This window comes from Streptomyces sp. MnatMP-M17, from assembly GCF_900091995.1.
Taxonomy (GTDB): domain Bacteria; phylum Actinomycetota; class Actinomycetes; order Streptomycetales; family Streptomycetaceae; genus Streptomyces.
Genome location: NZ_FMDK01000833.1, coordinates 1 through 5604, shown reverse-complemented (window position 1 = coordinate 5604; position 5604 = coordinate 1). Strand labels below are relative to the sequence as shown.

At 67.8% G+C, this 5604-nt stretch carries 5 protein-coding genes and 1 pseudogene; 3 read left to right on the top strand and 3 right to left on the bottom strand.

Annotation, left to right across the window (positions count from 1 at the left end):
- From GA0115259_RS42345 to GA0115259_RS31520, 3 genes and pseudogenes are all read right to left on the bottom strand, one after another.
- Positions 1–166, bottom strand: a pseudogene (locus GA0115259_RS42345) (3-oxoacyl-ACP synthase); the annotation flags it as partial.
- Positions 167–280: 114 nt separating this feature from the next.
- Positions 281–445, bottom strand: coding sequence for an MFS transporter small subunit (locus GA0115259_RS40745; RefSeq protein WP_176732717.1), 165 nt, complete (start codon positions 443–445; stop codon positions 281–283).
- Positions 393–1775: an OFA family MFS transporter gene (locus GA0115259_RS31520; RefSeq protein ID WP_093603304.1), complete on the bottom strand. Its 1383-nt coding sequence runs from the start codon at positions 1773–1775 to the stop codon at positions 393–395. Before GA0115259_RS31520 ends, GA0115259_RS40745 begins: the two co-directional genes overlap by 53 nt.
- A 197-nt stretch (positions 1776–1972) precedes the next feature.
- Between GA0115259_RS31520 and GA0115259_RS31515 the strand changes: the two genes are divergently transcribed.
- The 3 genes from GA0115259_RS31515 to GA0115259_RS31505 form a co-directional block, all read left to right on the top strand.
- Positions 1973–2944: a 2-dehydropantoate 2-reductase gene (locus GA0115259_RS31515; protein ID WP_093603302.1), complete on the top strand. Its 972-nt coding sequence runs from the start codon at positions 1973–1975 to the stop codon at positions 2942–2944.
- 143 nt (positions 2945–3087) lie between these two features.
- Positions 3088–5028: a molybdopterin oxidoreductase family protein gene (locus GA0115259_RS31510; RefSeq protein ID WP_093603300.1), complete on the top strand. Its 1941-nt coding sequence runs from the start codon at positions 3088–3090 to the stop codon at positions 5026–5028.
- Between the two features lie 14 nt (positions 5029–5042).
- Positions 5043–5604: NADH-quinone oxidoreductase subunit NuoE family protein (locus tag GA0115259_RS31505; RefSeq protein WP_176732716.1), on the top strand; the 562-nt coding region annotated here is incomplete at its 3' end.

Genomic DNA, 5604 nt, shown 5'->3' with positions numbered 1-5604 from the left:
CCAGCTCGTCCCCCGGCTCGTCCGGTCCCGCCACATGGCGGGTCCTGATCCCCACCCGGCTGCTGATCCATTCATCACTGGTGTCGACCAGCGCCGCCAGATCGTGATTGGTGAGCACCTTGGCGGGCTGATAGTGCCCGAGCGCGGCGATACGAGTGCCGGTCATGCCCGGGACCCCCTCTGCTGTCGACGTCAGGAGTGCTCCAGTCTCCTCAGCGACTCACGAGTAAGGGGACAGGTGAACCAACAGGATTCGCCGTCGCCGCTTGGAGACTCCCGATCATCCGGTGAAGAGCTGCTTGGCCTTGAGGACCAGCTCGTACACACCGTACGCGAGCGGGAGGCCCACCCAAAGCCAGGCGAAGACGATCAGACCGGTACGCCGGGATGTCTCAAGCGGCCCGGTCCCGGGCGTCGTGCTGCTGTTCGTCGGCGAGTTGGTCATCCGCTTCCTCCTTCGGGGCGTTCGGGGCGGGGACATGGTGGCGTGGATGGACGGGCCTGACGAGTTCATTGGCGACGAACCCGACGACCAGCAGGCCGATCATGATGGTGAAGGAGAGTCCGTAGAGTCCGGAACCGCTCTTGCCCGCCTCCTCCTGGCTGTCCGCCACCCGGTTGACGATGAGCGGGCCGAGCACGCCCGCGGTGGACCACGCGGTCAGCAGCCGGCCGTGGATGGCGCCGACCTGGTAGGTGCCGAAGAGGTCCTTGAGATAGGCGGGGATGGTGGCGAAGCCGCCTCCGTAGAAGGAGAGGATCACCAGCGCGCAGATCACGAACAGCGGCTTGGAGGAGTCGCCGAACCGGGCGATCAGCAGATACATCACGGCGCCGACACCGAGATAGACACGGTAGACGTTCTTGCGGCCGATCAGGTCCGAGGTCGAGGACCAGCCGATACGGCCCGCCATATTGGCGGCGGAGAGCAGGGCCACGAAGCCGGCCGCGGCGGAGACGGAGACCGGCGTGTCCGTCCGCGCGAAGAAGTCGGTGATCATCGGCGCGGCCTTCTCCAGGATGCCGATACCCGCGGTGACGTTCATGCACAGCACGACCCACAGACACCAGAACTGCGGAGTGCGTACGGCGGACCGCGCCGACACCTGGGCGGTGGAGATCAGCGTGCCGGCGGGCCGTATCGCGTCGGGAGCCTTGCGCGGCCGTCCGTCCGGGCGGGGCACCCGGACGAGCAGTACGCCGAGCGACATGAACACCGCGTACACCAGACCGTGCACGAGGAAGGCGAGCGCGATGCCCTTGCTGTCCGTACCGAACGACTCCAGCATCTGCGCGGACCAGGGCGAGGCGATGAGCGCGCCGCCGCCGAAGCCCATGATGGCGATGCCCGTGGCCATGCCGGGCCGGTCCGGGAACCACTTGATGAGCGTGGAGACAGGCGAGATATAGCCGATGCCGAGCCCGATGCCGCCGACGAAGCCGTAGCCGAAGACGATCAGCCAGTACTGCTCGGTGGCCGCGCCGAGCGCGGCGAGCAGAAAGCCGGAGGAGAAACAGCACAGGGCGACGGTCATCGCCCAGCGCGGTCCGTTGCGCTCGACGAGGGTGCCGCCGAAGGCGGCCGAGAGGCCGAGCATCACGATGCCGAGCTGGAAGGGCAGTGCGCTCGCGGTACCGGAGAGATCGAGCGCGGATTCGAGCGCGGGTTTGAACACGCTCCAGGCATATGCCTGGCCGATCGAGAGATGCACCGACAGCGCGGCGGGGGGCACCAGCCAACGGCTCCAGCCGGCGGGCGCGAGTGGTGGGGTCATTCGCCGAACTCTAGAAACCGAACGCCCAGGTTGGGAAGGTCCGGAGAAGATCAACGGCCAAGTTTGCCGACTGCATACCGAACGGGAGCCTTGTCGCCCAGATCTCCATACTGTAGACAATATATCGCCCGTCAGGGTGCGAGCAACAGAGTGTGACCCTTCCCTCGGTCTCCCTCAAACCGAACGGAGAGCCCCACATGAAAGTCGCAGTTGTCGGCGCCGGAGCCATCGGCGCCTATGTCGGAGCCGCGCTCGACCGGGCCGGTGCCGACGTCCATCTCATCGCCCGCGGGCCGCATCTGGCGGCCATGAGAGAGCACGGAGTCCGGGTGCTCAGCCCTCGCGGCGATTTCACCGCGCGGGTGCACGCCACCGACCGGCCCGAGGACATCGGCCCGGTCGACTATGTGTTCCTCGGCCTCAAGGCGAATTCCTATGCGGCGTGCGGGCCGCTGGTGACACCGCTGTTCAAGGAGAACACCGCGGTGATCGCCGCTCAGAACGGCATCCCTTGGTGGTATTTCCACGGTCACGGCGGCCCGTACGACGGCCGTCGCGTCGAGAGCGTGGATCCGCTCGGTTCGGTCAGCTCCGTGCTGCCGCCCGAGCGCGCGATCGGATGCGTGGTCTACGCCGCGACGGAACTGGAGGGACCGGGCGTCGTCCGGCATCTCGAAGGAACCCGTTTCTCCATCGGCGAACCGGACCGCTCGGTGTCCGGAAGGTGTCTGGAATTCAGCGAGGCCATGTGGACGGGCGGTCTCAAATGCCCCGTCGAGCCCGAGTTGCGCGATGACATCTGGATCAAGCTCCTCGGCAACATCTCCTTCAACCCGATCAGCGCCCTCACCCGGGCAACGATGCGGGAGATGTGCCTGCACGGCAGTACCCGTCAGGTGATCGAGCACATGATGTCCGAAACCCTGGCGGTCGCGGAGGCGCTCGGCTGCCGTCCCGACATCTCGATCGAGAAGCGGCTGGCCGGCGCCGAACGCGTCGGGGACCACCGCACGTCCACACTCCAGGACCTGGAGAAGGGCAAACCGCTGGAGCTGGACGTTCTGCTCTCGGCCGTGGTGGAGCTCGCGGACATCACCGGAGTGCCGGTGCCGACGCTCCGCACGGTGGAAGCGATCTCGGATCTGCTGGCCCGCGGCGCGGCCGCCTGACCTTCCCGCACTACCCGATCCTCACTCGCGATAGGCGGGTACGCGTCAATTCCCTTACAGAGGGTTCCCACGCGTACCCGCCTACTGAATACTGTATGCAATGGGCGCGGCCAGTTGGCCCTCACTCATGAGGAGAGCGCGGCGTGAAAAAACGAGACCGAACACCGAAGACGTATGCCCGTATCACCTATCCGATGGTCCGGGACGAAAAGGGCGGCCCTCTGCGCAGGGCGAGCTGGGACGAGGCGCTGGACCGGGCCGCGGCGGGCCTGGGTGCCGCGCGCGGAGCGTTCGGAATGTTCTCGTGCGCACGCGCGACCAACGAAATGAACTATGTGGCGCAGAAGTTCGCGCGTGTGGTCATGGGCACCAACAACGTGGACTCCTGCAACAGGACATGCCATGCGCCCAGCGTGGCCGGTCTCTCCGCGGTCTTCGGATCCGGTGGCGGCACCTCCTCGTACGGCGAGGTCGACCACACCGATCTGATCGTGATGTGGGGCTCCAACGCGCGCTTCGCGCATCCCATCTTCTTCCAGCATGTGCTGCGGGGCATCAGGAACGGCGCGCGTATGTATGCCGTCGATCCCCGCCGTACCTCCACCGCGGAATGGGCCGAGAGCTGGCTCGGACTCAATGTCGGTACGGACATTCCGCTGGCGCACGCGGTCGGCCGCGAGATCATTCACGCGGGACTGCACAATGTGTCCTTCATCGAGCGCGCGACCACCGGCTTCGAGGAGTACGCCGCCGAGGTCGAGCCGTGGACGCTCACGGTGGCCGAAAAGGTGACGGGCGTACCGGCCGAGGCCATCCGCGATCTGGCCCATGCCTACGCCCGTGCCGAACGGGCCCAGCTCTGCTGGACGCTGGGCATCACCGAGCACCACAACGGCACCGACAATGTCCGGGCGCTGATCAATCTCGCGCTGCTCACCGGCCATGTCGGACGGTACGGCTCCGGTGTGCAGCCGCTGCGCGGCCAGAACAACGTCCAGGGCGGCGGCGACATGGGAGCCATCCCCAACCGGCTGCCCGGCTTCCAGGACATCCTGGAGCCGGACGTACGGCGGAAGTTCGAGACCGCGTGGGACACCGTCATCCAGCCCAGGTACGGGATGACGCTGACGGAGATGTTCGAGGCGATGGAGACCGGCGACCTCAAGGCCGTCTACTGCATCGGTGAGAATCCCGCGCAGTCCGAGGCGGACAGCGAGCAGGCCGTGGAGCGGATGAAGCAGCTCGACCACCTGGTGGTGCAGGACATCTTCCTCACCAAGACCGCCGAACTCGCCGATGTGGTGCTGCCCGCCACCGCCGCCTGGGCCGAGACGGACGGCACCACCACCAACAGCGAGCGCCGTGTGCAGCGCGTACGCAAGGCGGTCGAGCCGCCGGGCGAGGCACGCGAGGACATCGACATCATCTGCGATCTGGCGGGACGGCTCGGCCACCCGTGGAAGTACGCGGACGCGGAGTCGGTCTGGAACGAGCTGCGCTCGGTCTCTCCCGACCACTACGGGATGACCTACGAGCGGCTGGCCGAGCACCAGGGAATCCAGTGGCCGTGTCCGGACACGGAGAAGCTCGAACCCACCTATCTGCACGGCCGGCTGTGGGAGGCGGATCCCGCCAGGCGCGGCAGGCTCGCACCGTTCGGCATCGTCAAGCACGATCCTCCGGTCGATCTGACGGATGATCAGTTCCCGATCAGGCTTACCACGGGCCGTCGGCTCGACTCGTACAACACCGGTGTGCAGAGCGGGAGTTTCGCCTCCCCGCTGCGGCGCGGCGAGTATGTGGAGCTATGCCCGGAGGACGCCGAGCGGTACGGAGTATCGGTCGGCGAGGAGGTACGGATCAGCTCGCGGCGCGGCGCGGTGCAGGCACCGGTCTGGATCGATCCCGGGCTGCGGCCGGGACTGGCCTTCATGACCATGCACTTCCCGGACGAGGTGGACACCAACCAGCTCACCATCGAGGCCAACTGCCCGATCGCCGGCACCGCCGAGTTCAAGGCGTCGGCGATCCGGATCGAGAAGCTGCCCGTGACCACCACCGCGTCCCTGTCCGCGTCCGCGTGAGGAGCTGAGCATCAGTGGATCTGCACTTCGGTGACAGCAAGCCGACCGACGAGGAACGGGCCGCGGTCGACGCGCTGCTCGGCCCGCCGGCCTCGGCCTGGGAAGGCGCGGACGACCGTACGGACACGGATCTGCGCTGGGCACGCGGCGGCCGTGAGGCACGCGAACGGCGGGACCTGCTGTTGCCGGGGCTGCACGCGGTCAACGACCGCATCGGCTGGATCAGCGAGGGCGCGCTGGACTACCTCTGCCGGCGGCTGACCGTGCCGCCGGCGGAGGCGTACGGCGTCGCCACGTTCTACGCGATGTTCGCGGTCAAGCCGCGCCCGGCGAAGGTGCTGCACGTCTGTACGGACGTGGCCTGCGCGGCCCATGGCTCCACGGCGCTCTGCGCGGCGCTGGAGGAGCGCCTCGGCGCGGCCGGCTCCGCCGCGGGCGGAGTCGTCTGGCAGCCGAGTCCCTGTCTCGGTCTCTGTGAACGGGCCCCGGCGGCGCTGGTCATCCAGGCCGGCGTCCCGTCCGAGGCCGCCACGGCCACTGTGAGCGCCGGCTCCGCGCGGGACGGCGCGGAGCCGG

What these genes read in the sequence shown, in the direction of transcription:
- GA0115259_RS40745 (WP_176732717.1), bottom strand. Translation starts at nt 445, where the DNA reads ATGACCAACTCGCCGACGAACAGCAGCACGACGCCCGGGACCGGGCCG.
- GA0115259_RS31515 (WP_093603302.1), top strand. Translation starts at nt 1,973, where the DNA reads ATGAAAGTCGCAGTTGTCGGCGCCGGAGCCATCGGCGCCTATGTCGGA.
- GA0115259_RS31520 (WP_093603304.1), bottom strand. Translation starts at nt 1,775, where the DNA reads ATGACCCCACCACTCGCGCCCGCCGGCTGGAGCCGTTGGCTGGTGCCC.